A 17,057-nucleotide genomic window follows, 5' to 3' on the forward strand; every position below is an offset into this window, starting at 1 on the left:
AGATTACAATCGGGCCGGGGGCTGCGCGCGCCAAAAGCCCGCGCAGCCGGTCCTGTCAGCCGCCGTTGCTGACCCCCTTGAGGGGCATGTAAAGCACGGGTGAGGAGGACCAGTAGCCTTCGACGCCGGTGCGGAACACGCCCAGCAGCGGCAATTGGAACAGGAAGGCATGAACCGACTGATCTGACAGATATTGCTGCCCCTGCTTCAGCAGCTCGTCCCGCTTCGCCGGGTCGGCCTCCGTCTCGATGCTGTTCCAGAGCGCGGTGAATTCCGCGTCGTCATAGCCATAGAAGTAGTCCGGCCCACGCGCAAAGTTGCCCATGTCGTTGGGCGAAGTATGGGCGATGATCGTCATGTCGTAGTTCTTTTTCTTGTAGACCTCGTCGATCCAGAAACCCCATTCCACGTTCTCGACCTTTGCGTCGATGCCCGCGTTGGACAGTTCCTGCTGGATGATCTCGGCAGAGCGCATGGCATAGGGGAAGGGCGGCACGCGCAGGGTCATCGTGGTGCCTTCGACACCGGCCTCGGCAAACATTGCCTTTGCTTTCTCGGTGTCATGGGGATAGGCGCCGGTCAGGTCCACATAGGCGGTGCCATGCGGCGGATAGAAGCTGCCGATGGGCACGGCCTGGCCGTACATCGCACCTTCGATGATCTCGTCTCGATCGATGGCGGTGGCCACCGCGCGGCGCACCTCGATGTTGTCAAAGGGGGGCTTGGCATTGTTCATTGCCAGGATCACCTCACCCTCGGTCGAGCCGATGTTCACGCGAAAGCGGGGATCGGCCTCGAACTGCGGCAGCAGTTCCGGCGCGGGAAAGCCGGGGAAGGCGTCCAGCTCCTCGGCCATCATCGCGGCGGTTGCGGCAGCAGGGTCAGAGATGAAGCGGAATTCGACCTTGTCCAGCGCCACGCTGTCCGCATCGCGGTACTCGGCGTTCTTGACCAGTGTCAGCCGGTCGCCGCGCGTCCAGCTGTCCAGCTTGAAAGGGCCGGTGCCGACGGGGTTGGTGTTGTTGGTATCCGCCGATTCAGGGGCGACGATGGAACTGTCGCCCTGGCCCATGTTGAACAGAAAGAACGCATCCTTGTTCTTCAGCTTGATCTCGACCGTCTGCGGGTCCAGCGCGGTGACGGAGGCGATGGGTTTGAAGATGTCCTTGGAGGGGTTCACACTGTCCTCGGCCATGGCGCGGTCGAAGGAGAACACCACATCCTCTGCGTCAAAATCGGTGCCATCGTGGAACTTCACCCCCGAGGCGAGTTTGAACGTATAGGTCAGGCCGTCGTCGGAGACCTCCCATTCGGTGGCCAGGTTCGGCCCGACCTGGCCGTTCTCGGCCACGATGGTCAGGGATTCGTAGACGTTCATCGTCAGCATGCCGTCGATGGAGGCGGTGGCATCCGCTGTCGGGTCAAGCGAGGTTGGTTCCTGCTGAAGGCCGACCACCAGCGTATCCGCCAGCGCAGACAGGGGTGCGGCCGTCAGGCCGACGGACAGGGCCAGAACGGACAGGGCGGGAAGTTTCGATAAGCCAGGCATGTGCAGAACTCCTTGCTGAGCATGAGGTGAGGGGCGGCAGCCACCCCGCATGACAGCAGTTTGCGCAGCAGGATCGGCCGGGTCAACGCAGATGCACGGGAATCGCGAAAACATCGCAAAGCTGAAACCTGCCTGGGGGTCAGCTCAGACGGCTTTTCAACAGGTCGCCGGTTCTGGCCAGGATCGGATAGCCGACCATGGAAAATGCCGTGTTGATCTGCTTGAGCGAACGCAGGGTTTCCTGGTGGATGCTGCTGGTTTCGATGCTTTCGGCAAGCCCCTCACGCAACCGGCCTAGGTGGTTGCGCTGCAGCTTCTGTTCCACCGCGCGGACCTTTTCCTTGGCTTCGACAAGGTCGCGTGCCTCGGCCGGGTTCTGGTTCATCATCACGTTGAGTGCCAGGTGCACGTTGCCCTGCACCCGGTCGAGAAAATCGTTGATCTCGTCGCGGCCGACCTCGGAAAAGGCGACGCCTTCGCTCTCGCGGCGTTTGGCCAGCGTCAGCAGGCTGCGCACAATGGTGTCGGAGGCCGCTTCCAGCGCGGTGGAGATACCCGCCAGTTCCATCGACCGTTTGCCCAGATCCTCGTCCAGACCGCCGCGGCCAAGCTGGGCAAGGTAAAGCTTGATCTCGAAGTGGATCTTCTTGACCGTCTTGTCCTGTTCGCGGATCGCTGTGGCGGCGGCGCTGTCCCAATGGTCATAGAGGGGGCCCGTGGCATTCAGCATCCCTTCGATCTTCTGACCCATGCGCAGCAATTCGCGGGCGGTGGAATCGAGGCCGCGACCGGGGCGGTCCAATGCATTCGGGTCCAGCGCGCTGATTTCTGCCAGAGTTGAGGTCTCCTTGTCGGAGGCGCTTGTGATCAGTTTTGCGCTGAGCGCGGACAGCGGGTGGATCAGCCCGAGGGCCGCCAGCGCCAGGACCGCGTTGAAGGCCAGATGCAGGTTGATGGCCTGACGGCTGGCATTCGCCCCAAGATATTGCAGCAGATCAGGTTGTCCCGACAGGACCAGCAGCAACAGCACAGCACCGCCGCCGCGCAGCATCAGGTTGGCGCAGATCATCTGCCGCGCCGGGGCGGGGGAGGCGAGGGTGAGCACATAGGCGATGAACCCGCCGCCCAGGTTGGCCCCCAGTACCATGGCGGCGGCCCCTTCGACCGGCAGCAGCGATTGCGCGGCGAGGGTCACGAACAGCAGCACCGCCGCGACGCTGGAATGCACCGCCCAGGCAAAGAGCGCGCCAACCGCGAAGGCGGAGAAGATGTCGCGCCCGAGATAGGCCATGACCGCCTGTGTGCCGGTGCTGTGGACCATGGGTGCCGTGGCATCCCGGATCATGTCCAGCGACAGGAAGATCAGCGCCAGACCGATCAGGATGCGCCCGGTCTGGCGCAGGGTTCCTGACTGCCCGCGCAGGAACAGCGCGACGCCCGCCAGCAGCAGCAGCGGGATGAGAAAGGACTGCCGGATCAGCAGCAGTTGTGACACGATGGCAGAGCCAAGGTCGGCCCCCAGCAGGATCGCCAGCCCGATGGCGGGGATCAGGCTGCCCTTGGCGACGAAATTGGCAACCAGCACCGCCACTGCGGTGGAACTTTGCAGGAAGACCGCGGCCAGAGTGCCGGTGCCCGCTGCCAGCAGCCGGTTGCGGGAGGCGCGGCGCAGCGATTGGCGCAGCTGGGTGGCGAAAGCACGCTCGACCCCGGTGCGCACCAGACGCACCGACCAGATCAGCAGCGCGGCAGCCCCGGCAATATGGAGCAGAAAGGAAAGGAGTGCGGGTTCTTGCAACGGAAGACTTTCAATGCTGGCGGGTCGCGGGCCGCAAAACGGGGCCGGACGAGGGTTTGTAACAGGTTTGTAAAGATAGGCCAGACGCGTCATCTGTCGACGTCAAAGCCGGTACAGGATCTGCCGGATTGGCAGCGGTAACCCAAGCGGCGCGGCGCATTTTTCTGCCCGTTTCCAGCCTGCCCCGAGGTTGGCCCCGGCGTCATGGAAAAATCCCCCTGCTTTGCAGAAAACGTCATAAATTCGTTACAGAACAGGAGGATACAACGCCGCGCGCGAAAGATGAATGATATGTTGCCAGCACAGGTAGTTACCCACTACGCTGGCGCAGCCACTGAAAATGGGGGAGAGATGTAATGATGATGCGAAACACGATGATGGCCAGCGTTGCGGCCATGATGGCGGCGGCGCCTGCCATGGCGCAGACCGAGGTCGAGTTCTGGCACGCCTTTACCGGCCGTCTGGGCGAGCTGGTGGCGGAGCAGGTCGAAACCTTCAACAACGCACAGTCCGACTATGTTGTGACCGCGACCCACAAGGGCAATTATTCCGAGACGTTGAACGCAGGCATCGCCGCGTTCCGCGCGGGCGAACAGCCGGACATCCTGATGGTCTTCGAGGTCGGCACTGCGACGATGATGGCCGCCAAGGGCGCGATCAAGCCGGTCTATGAGGTGATGGCGGATGCCGGTGCAGATTTTGATCCCGATGGCTTTATCGGATCGGTCAAGGGCTATTACACCACTGCCGACGGTCAGATGCTGTCGATGCCCTTCAACTCCTCCACGCCGGTGCTCTGGGTCAACCGCGATGCGCTGGAAGCGGCTCAGATCGACCCCGATGTGGACCTGAGCACCTGGGAGCAGGTGGGCGAGGTGCTGGATACGCTCAAGGCATCGGGCAACGACTGCCCGCTGGTCACCGCATGGCAAAGCTGGATCCATCTTGAGAACCTCAGCGCCTATCACAATGTGCCCTTTGCCACCGAGGCCAATGGTTTTGCCGGGCTCGATACCGAGCTGTCGCTGAACGGCCCGGTCCAGGCCAAGCACATCGGCACGATGGGCCAATGGGCCAAGGACGGCAAGTTCATCTACACCGGCCGGCGCAACGAAGGCGGTGCAAACTTCCGCAGCGGTGAATGCGCGCTCTTTACCGAAAGCTCTGCCGGTTATGCCGGGATCAAGTCGGAGGCGACTTTCGACTTTGAAGTGCGACCGCTGCCCTATTGGTCGGATGTCGAAGGCGCACCGCAGAACACCATCATCGGGGGTGCATCGCTTTGGGTGATGGCCGGTCAGTCGGACGAGGAATACAAGGGTGTTGCGACCTTCCTGAACTTCCTGTCCTCGCCCGAGATCCAGGCCAAGTGGCACCAGGACACCGGCTATCTGCCGATCACCCAGGCAGCCGCCGACCTGACGCGCGAGCAGGGCTTTTATGAGGCGAACCCCGGCACCGACATCGCGGTCACGCAGATGACAGCCAAGGAGCCGACGGAGAATTCCAAGGGTCTGCGCCTGGGGTCCTTCGACCAGATCCGCGGCATCATCGACGAGGAGCTGGAAGCGGTCTGGGCCGGTGACAAGGACGCGCAGGCAGCGCTGGACAGCGCGAAGGCACGCGGCGACGAATTGCTGCGCCGTTTTGAGCAAGCGAACCGCTGAACGGAACGGGAGGGCGCCTCAGCGCGCCTTCCCGGTCAGCCGCGCGAACATGCGTTTCAGATGATCTTGCCCCGCCAGAAATATAGCTTCGATCAATACGGTCTCGGTCACCTCATCGAGCCTGAACCAGTAGATCGCGCGGTCGATGGTCAAGTACCGGAAAGTGAAGTCGGCCGGGCCGATCTGTGTGCCCCGAAACGGGGCGAAGGTGATCCTGTCGATGTTGTCTACGATCTGCTCGATGCGCGACCGGGCCAGCCGGTCCGCGGCAGCAAGGTCATGGCCGAAATCTTCGTGTTGCGCGTTCAGCAGGTGCCGGTAAATGCGGCGCAGGTCTTCGGTGCCGGCCTCGGTCAGCTCAGCCTTCCAGGCCAAGACGCTGCCTTTCTTCCTTCAGCATCTCGTCGACCTTTTGGCGAAACTTGTCGAGCGGGATGTGCGGCTGCTTCGCTCTGGCATTCAGCATTTCGAAGAACCCGGCGCTCCAGGCCTCATATTCCTCGTCCTCCTTGCGCTTGGCCTCAAGCGCCTGCTGGATTACCGCGGAAGTCGATGAAAACCGGCCCTCGGCCACCTGTTTGCGGGCATATTCGGCCTGTTGATCCGAGATGGAGACGGAAATCTTGACGGTCATGGCTGAACTCCTTTCCGATAAAGTGCTACTCAGTCGCACTGGAGTCAAGTGATGGAAAAGCGCGTCACCTTTAGGGGCATCTGGCTGCCCCTTCTGCTGGTTCTGCCGCAGCTGATCGTCACGGCGGTCTTTTTCTTCTATCCGGCGGGGCAGGCGATCTGGCAATCGCTGTTCATTCCGGACCCTTTTGGCCTGTCGATGCAATACGTGGGGCTGGGCAATTTCGAATATCTGCTGGGCAATGCCTATTACCGGGCAAGTTTTGTCACCACTGCGATCTTTTCCATCGCGGTGACCGTAGTGTCGATGGGCGTGGCGCTCTACCTCGCGGTTCTGGCGGACCGGCTGATCAAGGGATCGGGCGTTTACCGCACGCTGCTGATCTGGCCCTATGCGGTGGCCCCTGCAGTGGCCGGTGTGCTGTGGCTGTTCATGTTCAACACGCGGGTCGGCGTGGTGACATGGTACCTGGGCATGCTGGGATATGACTGGAATCATGTCCTGAACGGGGAAGAGGCGATGGGCCTTGTCGTGGTCGCCTCCGCCTGGGGGCGGATCAGCTATAACTTCCTGTTCTTCCTGGCGGGTTTGCAGGCCATCCCGCGCAGCGTGATCGAGGCGGCGGCGATTGACGGTGCGCGGTTCTGGACCCGGTTCCGTACCATCGTCTGGCCGCTGCTGTCGCCAACAACCTTTTTCCTGCTGGTGGTCAACATCGTCTATGCCTTTTTCGAGACCTTCGGCGTGATCCACACCATCACCAGCGGCGGGCCGCAGCAATCGACGACGATCCTTGTCTACAAGGTCTACAAGGATGGCTTTGTGGGGCAGGACCTTGGCTCTTCCGCGGCGCAATCGGTGATCCTGCTGCTGATCGTGGGGGCGCTGACCATCGTGCAGTTCAAGTTCATCGAGCGCAGGGTGCATTACTGATGGCAGGCATGGTCGAAAAACGCGGTCTTGGGCACTGGATGACCCATCTGGGGCTGATCGTCGGGTTGCTGTTTGTCTTTTTCCCGATCTGGCTGGCCTTTGTTGCCTCGACCGTGTCGCAGCCGGAAATCGTCAAGCCGCCGATGCCGCTTCTGCCGGGCGACCAGTTCCTTGAAAACTACCGCAAGGCGCTGGTGTCGGGCATCAATGCGCCGGTGGCGCTGATGATGCTGAATTCACTGGTGATGGCGCTGGGGATCACCATCGGCAAGATCGTGATCTCGCTGCTGTCGGCCTTTGCCATCGTCTATTTCAGGTTTCCGGGGCGGCGGCTGTTCTTCTGGCTGATCTTCCTGACGCTGATGTTGCCGGTGGAGGTGCGCATCGTGCCGACCTATGAGGTTGTCGCGAATTTCGGGATGCTCAACAGCTATTCGGGCCTGATCTTTCCGCTGATCGCCAGTGCCACGGCGACCTTTCTGTTCCGCCAGTTCTTCATGACCGTGCCGGACGAACTGGCCGAGGCGGCGCGTGTGGACGGGGCAAGGCCGATGCGGTTCTTCTGGGACATCCTGTTGCCGATGAGCCGGACCAACATCGCGGCGCTTTTCGTGATCCTGTTCATCTATGGCTGGAACCAGTACCTCTGGCCGCTGCTGATCACGACCGACCCGTCGATGAACACCATCGTCATGGGCATCAAGCAGATGTTCCCCAGCGGCGACGATATCGCCGACTGGCCGGTGATCATGGCAACTTCCATCCTGGCGATGATCCCGCCGGTGATCGTGGTGATCAGCATGCAAAAGCTGTTCATCCGCGGTTTGGTAGACAGCGAGAAATAACACATGGCGACAGTCAGCCTGAAGGGCATCAAGAAGACATTCGGCAAGACCGAGGTGATCCACGGGATCGACATGGAGATCGAGGACGGCGAGTTCATCGTGATCGTCGGGCCATCCGGCTGTGGCAAGTCCACACTGCTGCGCATGGTGGCCGGGCTGGAAACCGTGACCGGTGGAGAGGTGCAGATCGGCGGCGCGCGCGTGAACGAACGTGAACCGATGGAGCGGGACATTGCAATGGTGTTCCAGAACTACGCGCTTTATCCGCATATGTCGGTCTTCGACAACATGGCTTACGGCCTGAAGATCGCAGGCACTCCCAGGGCCGAGATTGCCGAACGGGTGAACGAGGCGGCGGCGCTGCTGCAGCTTGGCGATTACCTTGAACGGCGGCCGCGCGAACTGTCGGGCGGGCAGCGCCAGCGTGTGGCCATGGGTCGGGCCATCGTGCGCAAGCCTTCGGTGTTTCTGTTTGACGAGCCGCTGTCCAACCTGGATGCAAAGCTGCGGGTGCAGATGCGGCTGGAGATCAAGCAGTTGCAGCGCCGTCTGGGGGTCACGTCGCTTTATGTGACGCATGACCAGGTGGAGGCGATGACCCTGGCCGACCGGATGATCGTGATGAACGCGGGCCGCGCCGACCAGATCGGCGCGCCGCTGGAGGTCTATGCCAACCCGGCGACCGAATTCGTCGCCGGTTTCATCGGCTCGCCGCCGATGAACTTCCTGCCTGCCGGTCTGGCGACGGACGCACCGGAAGGGGCAAAGACGCTGGGCATCCGGCCCGAGAACCTGGCGCTGGCCGGGCAGGGGACCCGGGCCACCGCGATCTATAACGAGGCATTGGGGGCGGAAACACTGGTGCATGTGGATCTGGCGGATGGCACCCGCGCCACCGTGCGGCAAGACGCTTCTGTTCCGATGCCTCCGGAAGGTGCCGCGGTGAACCTCGAATGGCAGGACGCGGATCGGATATTCTTTGACACGGGTGGCAGACGGTGCTGATCATGGCGCCATTGAGAACCCTTCGGGTGTCACACCGCTGTCATATGTGAACACTACGACCCAGGAAGCCCGGCGCGGCCTGACCGCACCGGCACAATTTGGAGAAAATCATGAAAACCATCCTGACAACCGTTGCCGTCCTGGCGCTCTGCTCTGCCGCGCAGGCGGACACGCTGCGCCTTTTGACCTGGGGCGGCTATGCGCCCGAGAACGTGATCGAGATGTTCGAGGCCGAGACCGGCCATACCGTCGAAGTGACCAAGTCGAACAACGAGGAAATGATCGCCAAACTGCGCGCGACCAATGGTGGCGGTTTTGACCTTGCCCAGCCCAGCCAGGACCGCATCGCGGGCCCGCAGGCCGAATTCGGCATCTACAAGCCGCTGGACATGTCGAAGATCGACGCCAGCCTGTTCATCCCTTCGATGCTGGAAGCGACCAAGGGAAACACCACGGTGGATGGTGAGATCTATGCCGTGCCGCATGTCTGGGGCACTTCGGGCCTTGTGGTGAACACCGCGATGGCGGCTGACGTGAAGGACTATACCGACCTCTGCAACGCCGATGTCGCCGGGAAAGTATCTTACCGTCTGAAGCGTCCGACATTGATCGGCTTCGCCTATGCGATGGGTCTCGACCCCTTTGCGGCCTATGGCGATGAAGCGGCCTACAAGGCGATCCTTGATCAGGTCGAAGCCAAGCTGGTGGAGTGCAAACCCAACGTCAAAACCTATTGGGATGGCGGCGACGAGCTGAAGAACCTGCTGCGTTCGGGCGAAGTCGTGGCGTCGATGGCATGGGACACCGGCGGCTGGCAGCTGAACGACGATAACAAGGACATCACCTTTGTTGCCCCCACATCGGGGGCGCTGGGGTGGATCGACACCTTTGCTCTGCCGGCACGGGGCCGTGCCGACGATGCGGCCTATGCCTGGATCAATTTCGTGATGAAACCGGAAATCGCGGCGATGATCACCGCGTCAGCCGGAAACTTCACCGCTTCGCAGGGCGGCGATGAGGGCGTGGACGACGCGCTGAAGGCCAAGTATCAGGCCAGCTTCCCGCAGGAAGCCATCGACAACATCAAGTGGTATCCGACGGTTCCGGCTGGCCTTGAGGCGCTGGAAGGTGCAGCGCTCGACCGGATCAACGCGGCCAACTGATCGGCCATGAAATGACGCAGGGGGAGCGCGGCAACCGCGCTTCCCACTTTTATTGAAGGCCTCCCATGTCCGAAACCCCAGACCTTGAATGCCGCGACATCTGCAAGAGCTTTGATGATTTCAGGGCGGTGGACAACGTCAGTTTCTCCGTCCCGCAGGGCAAGTTTTTCTCCATCCTCGGGCCGTCGGGCTGTGGCAAGACAACGCTGCTGCGAATGATCGCGGGGTTTCAGAAACCCACCAGCGGTGACCTGCTGATCAAGGGGCGGTCGGTTGTGGATGTGCCACCGAACAAGCGGCCCGTGTCGATGGTGTTTCAGCACCTTGCCCTGTTCCCGATGATGAACATCGGCGCCAACGTGGGCTTTGGGTTGCGCCAGCGCGGGGTGAACAAGACGGATGCCAAGAAACAGGTGGAGCGGGTGCTGGAGCGTGTCGGGCTGGCCGGTGTTGCGGACCGGGCTGTCAGTTCGCTGTCCGGCGGGCAGAAACAGCGTGTCGCCATCGCCCGCTGCATGGTGCTGGAGCCGGACGTGCTGCTGCTGGATGAACCGCTGGGCGCGCTGGATCTGAAGCTGCGCGAACACATGAAGATCGAGCTCAAGCAGTTGCAGTCGGAATTCAACACCACCTTTGTCTACATCACCCATGACCAGTCAGAGGCGCTGGTGATGTCCGACCAGATCGCGGTGATGAACCACGGTGTCTTTGAACAGGTCGGCACGGCGAAAGAGCTCTATTATGAACCGCAGACCGCCTTTGTCGCCGGGTTCGTGGGTGAGGCGAACAAGTTTGCCGCCACGGTCGAGGAAATGGGCGGCGGGCTGCTGACCCTGCGCAGCGAGGCGGGCAGGGTGATCACGGGCGTCGCGGCGGGGCAGGGGTTGGCCAAGGGCGACAGGGTGCGTGTCTTTGTCCGGCCCGAGGCGGTGCGGCTGTCGCGCGCACCGCAAGACACCATCGGAAACGGGGGCGAGGGGACGGTGCAAAGCGTGCTGTTCAACGGGGCCAATTCGCAGGTGCTGCTGCGCGATGCGCAAAGCGGCGCAGAGATCAGCGTGGCCCTGCCGCAGACCGGCGAATACCGCGACCTGCAACAGGGCGATACCGTTCATTTCCGCTGGGACGCGGAGCAGACGCGGGTCTATGCTGATGGCTGACCGATCGAAACTGACGTTCTATCTGCTGCTGGCCCCGCTGCTGCTGTGGCTGGTGACGCTGATCATCCTGCCCCATGTGGGCATGTTCATCGTGTCCCTGCGCGAGAAGGTGGGCGTGCGCGAATACGAGACCAGCTTTGCCAATTATGCCGTGTTCTTCAACGAACCGCTCTACTGGAACACCTTCGCGCGCACGGCCTATATGTCGATCGCCTCTACGGTGCTGACGCTGCTGATCGGCTTTCCGATCGCCTATTACATTGCCAAGCTGACGCGCGGGCGCAGCAAGACCACGCTGTTCCTGATGTGCCTGATCCCGTTCTGGGTCAGCGAACTGGTGCGCACCTTTGGCTGGATGATCCTGCTGCGCGAGACCGGGATATTCTCCAACCTGCTGCAATATGTCGGGCTGGCCGATGCGCCGGTGGAGATGCTGTACAACGATGCCGCTATCATGGTGGGGCTGGTCTATACCTCCATGCTGTTCATGGTGGTGCCGCTGGTCACGACGCTGGACAGTCTGGACGACAGCCTGATCGAGGCGGGCTATGACCTGGGGGCCAGCGGCATCGCCATCCTGCGCGAGATCGTGATCCCCCATGCCATGCCCGGTATCGTGTCGGGCTGCATCGTGGTCTTCATGCTGAGCCTTGGCAATTACCTGACGCCGATCCTGCTGGGCGGCAAGGACAGCCTGTGGTTTACCGGGCTGATCTACAGCCAGTTCATCACCCGCTTCAACTGGGAGCTGGGCTCGGCATTTGGCTTTCTGTTGCTGGGGCTGTCGTCGCTGATCGTCTTTGTTGGCCTGAAACTGACCCGGCAATCGCTGGGAAAGACGATGGCCCAGACATGATTACCGGCATCCCCCAAAGCGGCGCATTCAAATGGACCTACCGGGCCTATGTCGCCCTGTTCTTCGTTTTCCTGGCACTGCCGCTGGTCACTGTCTGTGTCTTTGCCTTCAACGATTCCGTGTTTCCCTCGCTGCCCTGGGAGGGGTTCACCTGGGCCTGGTTCTTTGGCGATGAGGCACCCTATATCGGTGTCTTTCACGAGCGACCGATCCTGCGGTCCATCGTGACATCGGGCATCGTGGCCTTCTGGGTGGCGCTGCTGTCGGTGGCGGTGGGCACCTGCAACGCCTTTTTGTTCGTGCGGCACGATTTTCCGGGCAAGGGCGTGCTTTATATCCTGATGCTGCTGCCGCTTATCATTCCCGGCATCATCCTGGGGATTTCGATTCTGGTGTTTTCATCCTCGGTCGCCAACACGTTGGAGGACGCGACGGGCCTGTGGTTCGACGGGCTGCGGCCCGGTCTGATCCTGGTGGTGCTGGGGCAATTTTCCTTCATCACGACATTTGCCACGCTGGTGATTTCTGCCCGGCTGCAAAAGTTCGATCCGGCGCTTGAGGAAGCGGCGCTGAACCTGGGCGCGACCCGCTGGGGGGCCGTGCGGGCGATCACGCTACCGTTCCTCTACCCCGCGATGGGGGCCGCCGGGGTCGTGGCGGTGTTGATGAGTTTCGAGAATTTCAACACCACCCTGATGCTGGTCGGATCAGACGCCCCGCTGACGATCACCATGTTCGACCGGCTCAAGCTGGGTTCGACCCCGGTGCTGAACGCGGTGTCCCTGCTGCTGATCGTGGTGTCAGCCCTGTTGGGGCTCGCCTCCCTCTTGTTGGAGAAGCGACAGGATTGACGGCCGGGGCCGGCAACGCCCCTGACAGGGGTCAGCCCCGGCCTTCGCGGACCGTATCGATCATCAGCTGCACATTCTCGGGGTCGGCGTCAGGTGTGATGCCATGGCCAAGGTTGAAGATATGTGGGCCGCCCGACAATGCCTTGACGATGCGGCGGGTTTCGCTGACCAGCGCGTCGCCACCCGTGACCATGTGAGAGGATTTCAGGTTGCCCTGCACGCAGCCTGCGGTCTGGACGTGGCTGGCCGCCCATTCGGCACTGACGCCGTCGTCAATGGCGATGCATTCCGCGCCGATGGCCTTGTGCGCCCCTTCATAGCGCGCATCGGCTCCGCGCGGGAAGGCGATGACCGGCACACCGGGATGCATCTCGTGCAGGGCGCTGGTGATGCGCTGCATGGGCTTCAGGGAATAGGTGTCAAAGTCCGCCCCCTGCAGCGACCCGGCCCAGCTGTCAAAGATCTTGACCACCTCTGCGCCCGCCTTGATCTGTTCGGAGAGATAAAGCACCGTCGCGTCGGTGATCTTGTCCATCAGCGTCTCGAATACGGCGCGGTTCTCGGATTTCAGCGCATGGGCCGGCCCCTGGTCGGGCGTGCCACGACCGGCAATCATATAGGTGGCCACGGTCCAGGGCGCGCCGGCGAACCCGATCAGCGTGGTTTCCTCCGGCAGGCCCTTGGACAGAATACCAACCGTCTCGTAGATCGGGCTCAGCCTGTCATGGATGGCCTCGGCGGGTTTCAGGGCCTCCACTTCGGCCTGGGTGGTGATGGTGGACAGGCGCGGCCCCTCGCCGGTGACGAACCACAGGTCGGCCCCCAGCGCCTGCGGCACCAACAGGATGTCGGCAAAAAGGATCGCCGCGTCAAAGCCATAGCGGCGGATTGGCTGGAAGGTGACCTCGGCGGCCAGTTCGGGATTGTAGCAAAGAGACAGGAAATCCCCCGCCTGGGCACGCGTCGCCTTGTATTCCGGCAGATAGCGGCCCGCTTGCCGCATCATCCATATGGGCGGGACCGGAAGGGTTTCGCCCGCCAGCGCGCGCAGGATGGTTTTTGTCTTGCTCATGGGGGTACTCTTGATGGAAGTGTTTCATCTATCATGCTTTTTCAGCGGGGGAGAGACAAGAGTTGTCAGCCCGTTAATGCAAATGTACGAAAGGCCATGACCTTTGATTTGCCCAACCCGCAGAACCCCCTGAACATCGGCACCCGAGGGTCCCCGCTGGCGCTTGCGCAAGCGCATGAGACGCGCGACAGGCTGGCGCAGGCTTTTGATCTGCCGTTGGAGGCTTTCACCATCGTCGTGATCAAGACGACGGGGGACAAGATCATTGACCGCCCGCTGAAGGAAATCGGCGGCAAGGGCCTGTTCACGCGTGAGATCGAGGATGATCTGCTGGCAGGCAGGATCGACATCGCGGTGCATTCGATGAAGGACATGCCGACGCTTCAACCGCAGGGGCTACTGCTGGATACCTACCTGCCGCGCGAGGATGTGCGGGATGCGTTCATTTCGCCCCGCGCAAAGGGGCTGGCCGATCTGCCCGCAGGCACGGTGGTGGGGACCTCCAGTTTGCGCCGGCGGGCGCAGCTGAAACTGCGGCGGCCCGATCTGGAGGTTGTGGAGTTTCGCGGTAACCTGCAGACCCGGCTGATGAAGCTGGATCAGGGTGTGGCAGAGGCGACGTTTCTGGCCATGGCCGGATTGAACCGGTTGAAGATGGATCAGGTGCCTGCGACCGCGATTGAAGTGGACATGATGCTGCCCGCCGTGGCGCAGGGCGCCATCGGGATCGAGCGTCGGAGCGATGACACCCGCATGGCGGAATTGCTGGAAGCGATCCATGACCGGACCACCGGCCAGCGGCTCACGGCCGAACGGGCGTTTCTGCAGGAACTCGACGGCTCCTGCGAGACCCCCATCGCCGGGCTGGCTGTGCTGGAGGGGGGCACGCTGCAGCTGCGCGGCGAGGTGCTGCGCCCGGATGGGTCCGAAGCGCTGAGCGACGCGATCACCTGCCCGGTGGAGGATGGCGCCAGGGCGGGGCAGGACATGGCCCGCAGGCTGCTTGCACAGGCCGGTCCGGGGTTCTTTGACTGGCGGGCGTGAGATCCGGCAGGGTGCCAGGCGCGCCGCACCCCGGAGCGGCGGCTGAACCGACCGTCGACAACCGGGCTGCAATAACACAGATGCTGTGACTTTCGCGGCAATTGCCTTATGTGAAGCTATGGTAACAGCATCGCTTGCAGTCAGACCCCGAAGAATGAATGCAAGGCCTGACGGCGGTGTTGCGATGGCCGCTGTTGGCCATTGCATTTCCTGCCGTTTTGAAGCATCGCCGGTATCCCAAGGGCAGCCCTGTCACTGTGGTGAGTAAAGTAATGGCATCAAAGTTCGATCGGTATCGGGTTTTGGAACGGAATCCTGCCTATCGGCCGGTGGTGGCCGAGGACAAGGCCGGTGGCTATTCTGCGGAAGACGTGAACCGGTTGTTGCTGGATGCAGAGCAGATCTTTGACGCTCAGCTGCGCAAGGTGGAGGAGCGGGCGCGGTCCTTGCGCGTCACACTGGCGACGCGCGAACGTGAACTTGCGGACCTTGCCAATCTGGCCGATCAGCGCAGCAATGCGGCAGAGGCGGAACTGACCGCCCGTGCCAGTCAGTTGGAAGCGCAAGCGAGCGCGCTTGCAAAGCTGGAGGCGGAGTTGAAAGCCGGTGCAGCAGCGCTGGCCCGGCAGAAAGACGAAAGCGCCCTTGAGCATCAGCAGCAGGCCGGGGTTATCGCAGACCTCGAACAATCGCTTTGCGATATGCGTGCCAGCAGATCCTGGCGTCTGACCCGGCCACTGCGCTGGCTGGCACGCGGCCGGGGGCGGGGCTAGGCAATGCCCCAGGACCCGATCAAGGTCATCGAAGACAGCGCGTTGTTCGATGCTGGATGGTATCGCCGGACCTACCCGGATGTCACCTTGTATGACCGGTCGGCGGCACATCACTATGCGGTCTACGGCGCGAAGATCGGCCGTGACCCGGGCCCGGATTTCAGTTCCACGGGCTATCTTGCCCGCAATCCTGAGGTTGCCGAGGTCGGGCACAACCCGCTGTGGCACTATGAGCTTTTTGGCAAGCACGAGGGCAGGGAGGCATCGCCCAGCCTGCTGGCTGACAGCGCCCCGTTCGATCCGGTGATGCAATCCCTGATCGATCGCAGCGTGGCAGAACCCTTGCCTGCTGCCGCGCAGGAAACCCTGCAAAAGACATTTGCCGCCAGGCTGCATCAGCGGCCCCATCGGCTGATGACAACATTCGACCATGCGGCGGCCAGACGCTTCGTGAATGCGCTGAGCGCGCAGCATGATGCGGATCTGGTGGCGCGGAACACATTCGTCAGCGTGATCATGGCGACCTACAATCGGGGGGCGACCCTGACCGCTGCGGTGCGCTCCGTGCTGGCCCAGTCGCACCACAACCTTGAGCTGATCGTGGTGGACGACGGCAGCACCGATTTCACAATTGACGTCCTGAAGGGCCTTTCAGCCGATCCGCGGTTGATCTGTTGTCACACCGAACATGCCGGGGTGTCCGCCGCCCGTAACGCGGGGCTGGCCCGGGCATCGGGCGAGGTGATTTTCTACCTCGACAGCGACAACCTCTGGACCGCCGATTTCCTGCGTCTGATGCTGATCGCGCTGGAGACCTCCGGCGCGCGATGCGGCTATGCCGCGAGCCTGTTGCTCAACCGCGATGGCGCGGTGGCAGGCTACCGGGGCGAGCCTTTTGACTGGGCGCATTGCGTCGACGGCAACTACGTCGACCTGAACGTGTTCTGCCATCGGGCTGACATGACTGGCGAATTCGGCACCTTCGATGGCCAGTTGCGGCGGATGGTTGATTGGGATCTCATCCTGCGCTACACACAGGCGGAACGGCCTGTCTATTGCCCTTTCATCGGGTGCCTCTATTCCGACGACGCGCAGGACAAGTCGCGGATTTCCACTTCAAAGCCCTATATTTTCGAGCGGGTCGTTTCCTACAAGAACGCGCGCGGCTTTGCCACGATAGCAGAAACGCTGGCCGATCTGCGGTTTTCCATTGCGATCAAACAATCCGCTGCGCCACAGGGTGACACGACAAAGCGCCTTGTGACCGAACTTGAGAAACGCGGCCACCGCCTGCAGGTGGACGGACCGGATACATGGGCGGCGCGCCATCCACATATGAATGAAGTGGTGCTGATCCTGCCAGAGGCGTCGGATTACCCGCCGCATCCCGAACAGTTCAATCTGGCTTTGGGTGTGGCTGCCGATGATCGGGAGGTTGTCCAGGGGGTTGTCGACGCGCTGGATCGCGACGCGGAAAGCATCGCTGACGAGATCGAAGCGCGGATCAGCGCGTACCTGCAGTTTCGCCACCCGGCATAACATGTGCCTCCCTGATAATATCGAGCGTGTCTAACCGTCCCGCAACGACGGGGGCGACCACAGGCACTGCCGCTTGATCCACTTCAACCGGCACAAATCCCATGCACATCGAATTGGGAAACACCAGCTTGCCCTGCCGCGCCATGCGACGCCGATCCGTCACCCTGC

At 62.0% G+C, this 17,057-nt stretch carries 16 protein-coding genes; 11 read left to right on the forward strand and 5 right to left on the reverse strand.

Going from position 1 to position 17,057, the window contains the following annotated elements; all coding sequences use genetic code 11:
• Nucleotides 1-55: 55 nt before the first annotated feature.
• Together ACWNZ3_RS18410 and ACWNZ3_RS18415 are read right to left on the reverse strand one after the other, a co-directional pair.
• A complete protein-coding gene (locus tag ACWNZ3_RS18410) occupies nt 56-1,549 on the reverse strand; it encodes an ABC transporter substrate-binding protein (protein ID WP_269360918.1) in 1,494 nt (497 codons plus the stop codon).
• A 139-nt stretch (nt 1,550-1,688) separates the two neighbouring features.
• On the reverse strand, nt 1,689-3,347 hold the full coding sequence (locus tag ACWNZ3_RS18415) for a Na/Pi cotransporter family protein (protein ID WP_269360916.1): 1,659 nt from the start codon (nt 3,345-3,347) through the stop codon (nt 1,689-1,691).
• 356 nt (nt 3,348-3,703) lie between these two features.
• Here ACWNZ3_RS18415 and ugpB point away from each other — a divergent pair, with 356 nt between their 5' ends.
• On the forward strand, nt 3,704-5,014 hold the full coding sequence (ugpB, locus tag ACWNZ3_RS18420; protein ID WP_496902161.1) for a sn-glycerol-3-phosphate ABC transporter substrate-binding protein UgpB: 1,311 nt from the start codon (nt 3,704-3,706) through the stop codon (nt 5,012-5,014).
• Nucleotides 5,015-5,032: 18 nt separating this feature from the next.
• Here ugpB and ACWNZ3_RS18425 read toward each other — a convergent pair whose 3' ends face one another.
• Entirely contained in the window at nt 5,033-5,389 is a 357-nt protein-coding gene (locus ACWNZ3_RS18425; RefSeq protein WP_496902162.1) for a hypothetical protein, read from the reverse strand.
• Nucleotides 5,373-5,648, reverse strand: coding sequence for a ribbon-helix-helix domain-containing protein (locus ACWNZ3_RS18430; protein WP_496902163.1), 276 nt, complete (start codon nt 5,646-5,648; stop codon nt 5,373-5,375). Before ACWNZ3_RS18430 ends, ACWNZ3_RS18425 begins: the two co-directional genes overlap by 17 nt.
• 51 nt (nt 5,649-5,699) lie before the next feature.
• Here ACWNZ3_RS18430 and ugpA point away from each other — a divergent pair, with 51 nt between their 5' ends.
• The 7 genes from ugpA to ACWNZ3_RS18465 all read left to right on the forward strand — a co-directional run bounded on the left by ugpA (nt 5,700) and on the right by ACWNZ3_RS18465 (nt 12,461).
• Nucleotides 5,700-6,581 (forward strand): sn-glycerol-3-phosphate ABC transporter permease UgpA, encoded by an 882-nt coding sequence (gene ugpA / locus ACWNZ3_RS18435; protein ID WP_269360910.1) that lies wholly within the window; start codon nt 5,700-5,702, stop codon nt 6,579-6,581.
• 8 nt (nt 6,582-6,589) lie between these two features.
• Nucleotides 6,590-7,426, forward strand: a complete 837-nt coding sequence (gene ugpE / locus ACWNZ3_RS18440; RefSeq protein ID WP_114277507.1) for a sn-glycerol-3-phosphate ABC transporter permease UgpE — start codon at nt 6,590-6,592, stop codon at nt 7,424-7,426.
• A 3-nt stretch (nt 7,427-7,429) separates the two neighbouring features.
• The gene (gene ugpC, locus ACWNZ3_RS18445; protein WP_274575795.1) at nt 7,430-8,431 is read left to right on the forward strand and encodes a sn-glycerol-3-phosphate ABC transporter ATP-binding protein UgpC; all 1,002 of its coding nucleotides are present in this window, start codon (nt 7,430-7,432) and stop codon (nt 8,429-8,431) included.
• Nucleotides 8,432-8,541: 110 nt separating this feature from the next.
• Nucleotides 8,542-9,594, forward strand: a complete 1,053-nt coding sequence (locus ACWNZ3_RS18450; RefSeq protein WP_496902164.1) for an extracellular solute-binding protein — start codon at nt 8,542-8,544, stop codon at nt 9,592-9,594.
• Between the two features lie 65 nt (nt 9,595-9,659).
• Nucleotides 9,660-10,754: an ABC transporter ATP-binding protein gene (locus tag ACWNZ3_RS18455; protein WP_496902165.1), complete on the forward strand. Its 1,095-nt coding sequence runs from the start codon at nt 9,660-9,662 to the stop codon at nt 10,752-10,754.
• Nucleotides 10,747-11,610 (forward strand): ABC transporter permease, encoded by an 864-nt coding sequence (locus ACWNZ3_RS18460; protein WP_443069504.1) that lies wholly within the window; start codon nt 10,747-10,749, stop codon nt 11,608-11,610. The genes ACWNZ3_RS18455 and ACWNZ3_RS18460 overlap by 8 nt, the downstream gene beginning before the upstream one ends.
• Nucleotides 11,607-12,461, forward strand: coding sequence for an ABC transporter permease (locus tag ACWNZ3_RS18465; protein ID WP_496902166.1), 855 nt, complete (start codon nt 11,607-11,609; stop codon nt 12,459-12,461). The genes ACWNZ3_RS18460 and ACWNZ3_RS18465 overlap by 4 nt, the downstream gene beginning before the upstream one ends.
• Nucleotides 12,462-12,492: 31 nt before the next feature.
• On the opposite strand, the gene hemE is transcribed toward ACWNZ3_RS18465, so the two are convergent.
• Nucleotides 12,493-13,533 (reverse strand): uroporphyrinogen decarboxylase, encoded by a 1,041-nt coding sequence (gene hemE, locus ACWNZ3_RS18470; RefSeq protein ID WP_496902167.1) that lies wholly within the window; start codon nt 13,531-13,533, stop codon nt 12,493-12,495.
• 96 nt (nt 13,534-13,629) lie between these two features.
• On the opposite strand from hemE, the gene hemC reads away from it, so the two are divergent.
• From hemC to ACWNZ3_RS18485, 3 genes are all read left to right on the forward strand, one after another.
• Complete coding sequence (gene hemC / locus ACWNZ3_RS18475; RefSeq protein ID WP_496902168.1) at nt 13,630-14,577, forward strand: hydroxymethylbilane synthase; 948 nt, start codon at nt 13,630-13,632, stop codon at nt 14,575-14,577.
• 302 nt (nt 14,578-14,879) lie between these two features.
• Nucleotides 14,880-15,350 (forward strand): hypothetical protein, encoded by a 471-nt coding sequence (locus tag ACWNZ3_RS18480; RefSeq protein ID WP_496902169.1) that lies wholly within the window; start codon nt 14,880-14,882, stop codon nt 15,348-15,350.
• Nucleotides 15,351-15,353: 3 nt separating this feature from the next.
• Entirely contained in the window at nt 15,354-16,889 is a 1,536-nt protein-coding gene (locus ACWNZ3_RS18485; RefSeq protein ID WP_496902170.1) for a glycosyltransferase family 2 protein, read from the forward strand.
• Nucleotides 16,890-17,057: the final 168 nt, after the last annotated feature.

Source organism: Sulfitobacter sp. IGS-18 (assembly GCF_059628195.1).